The sequence below is a fragment of the Hymenobacter coccineus genome, assembly GCF_001816125.1.
Taxonomy (GTDB): Bacteria; Bacteroidota; Bacteroidia; order Cytophagales; family Hymenobacteraceae; genus Hymenobacter; species Hymenobacter coccineus.
Window position 1 is genome coordinate 1 of record NZ_MDZA01000242.1, and the last position, 2,174, is coordinate 2,174.

General features: G+C 72.3%; 1 protein-coding gene. It reads right to left on the bottom strand.

Going from position 1 to position 2,174, the window contains the following annotated elements:
- A partial coding sequence (locus BEN49_RS14140) for a M20/M25/M40 family metallo-hydrolase (RefSeq protein WP_158022916.1) occupies nt 1–1,687 on the bottom strand: 1,687 nt, incomplete at its 3' end.
- Between the last annotated feature and the right edge of the window lie 487 nt (nt 1,688–2,174).

A 2,174-nucleotide genomic window follows, 5' to 3' on the forward strand; every position in this document is an offset into this window, starting at 1 on the left:
AGGGCCCATCGGGGGCCCCGGTGGCCTCGGTGCGGCCCAGGGCGGGCAGCAGCGCCGGCAGCAGCAGGCCCAGCAGCACCGCCAGGAAAAACAGGCTGGCCAGCACCAGGGGCCCCAAGCCGGCCAACGTGAGCAGCGCGCGCAGGTCGGGTGCCAGCAGCTCTACCGCCGGTACGGCCAGCAGCGCGCCCACGGGGCCCAGCGGCAGCGAATAAATTTCGCGCCGGCCCCGGGGCCCCACGAACGGGCGCGGCGTGGTCACCGTCTGCCACAGCCAGCCCAGGGCCCCGCACACAATGGGGATGCCCAGCAGAAAGCCCGACGTGGGCGCCTTCACTTGCAAAAAGACTTGCAGCCCGGCCAGCACCAGCAGCACGCCACCGGTGAGCGAATCGGGCCGCAGCCACCGGCGCAGCACCCCGTAGTAGGCCGTGAAAAGAGCCCCGCCCAGCGCCACCAGCGCCAGGTGGTACCAGCCCACGTTGTAAAACGCGTGGTCGTAGAACACCGCGTACTGCGGGTAGGCGGCCACCACGGCGCGCGCCAGGTACCAGCCCGCGGCCAGCACCAGCGCGGTGCCGACGAGCCAGGCCAGGGCCCCGCCCAGCAGGCCCGCCAGGCGCAGGCGCCCCCGCCCCCGGGCCTGCCCGATGGCCAGCAGCAGCAGCGCCCAACCCGCGGCGCTCAGCGCCCAGTTCCAGCCGGCGCGGTACAGCACCAGCCACGTGCCCAGCGGGTTGAAGAAGGAGCTGTCGGAAGTAGGCGCGTGGACCAGCGAGATGCTGGCGAAGTGCCGCACCAGGGGCAGCATGTAGTCGCCGTGGTGCTGAAGCGAGGCCAAATCGAGCCGCTCGGGCGTGTCGATGGGGCTGTGGTAATAGGCGTAGCCGCCGGTGAAGGCAAAGTTGAGCCCCGGCAGGCCCGCGGCGCGGAAGGCGGTGAAATCGGTGCCGTTGGGCAGGTAGCGGTAAATTTCGTAGGCCAGCGACGAGCCCAGGGGCGCGGGCGGTGCGGCCTTGGCAAACTCCTCCAACACCCAGGTATTGCCGCTGCTCAGCTCGAACAACAGGCTGGGGCCCCCGTTGCCCCGCGCCTCAAAGTTCAGCACCACGCCCACCTCGCGCCGCAGCCGTCCGGTGTCGGCGGCGTAGGCCCGGGCCCCCAGCAGGCCCATTTCCTCGCCGTCGGTGAACACCCACCGCACGTCGTGGGCCAGGGGCGGGCCGGCGTGCAGGGCCCGCAGGGTTTCGAGGGCGGCTGCCACGCCCGCGCCGTCGTCGCTGGCGCCGGGCGTGTGGGGCTGCGAGTCGTAGTGCGTGAGCACCAGCACGGCGGGGCCCCCCGGGCACGCGGCCGGGCAGGCGGGCCACCACGTTCTGCACCCGCGCCCCGGTGAGGGCCCCGGGGCCCCCGGCCACCACCACGGTCGTGTCCTGCACGGTGGCCGTGAGGCCCAGAGCCCGGCACCGGCGCAGCAGGTAGTCGCGCACGGCGGCGTTGGCCGGCGTGCCGATGCTGTGGGGCGCCGGGCCACCACGGCCACCTCGCGCAGCGCCCGCACCGCTGAAAACGCGGTGGCCGGGGCCCCGGGCGGCACCGGCCGCGGGGCCCGCGCCAGGTAGGTGGCCAGCGCGGCAAACAGCAGCAACCCGAGCAATGGCAGCCAGCGGCGTAGAAAATTGGGCATAAGCAAGGCGTTATGTTCGTTTAGGAAGGCGCACCAAAGCAACGCACTGGTTCCCAGCATTCCAAAGCCGCCCGCTCGCCGCCGGCCGGGGCCCCTACGCCCGGCCCGGCGGCGGGGTAAAATAGCAAGGTGGCAAGATGAAATTGGGAGCCGCCAAGACGGGGCCCAGCGGGGCGCCGCCGCGACTAGGCCGTGCTTATCTTCCGGCCCTTATTCTATGCTATGCCCCCCGTGAACCGTCTATTTATCCTCCTGTTGTTGGGCGCGCTGCTGGGCTCCTGCAAGTTGTTTCACCCCTACCGGCTGCCCACGCCGCCGTGCCGGCCGAGGTGAAGGCGCAGCGCAAGGCCGCCGAGCGCGCCCGCAAGCAAAGCGCCCCGCGCCGCCGGCGAAAACAGCAAAAAGAAGAAGGACGCCGCCGACGAGGCCCCACCGCTTCCGGGGCCCCGCGGCCGACGCCGCCGACGCGCCCAAGGAGCCCGCCAAG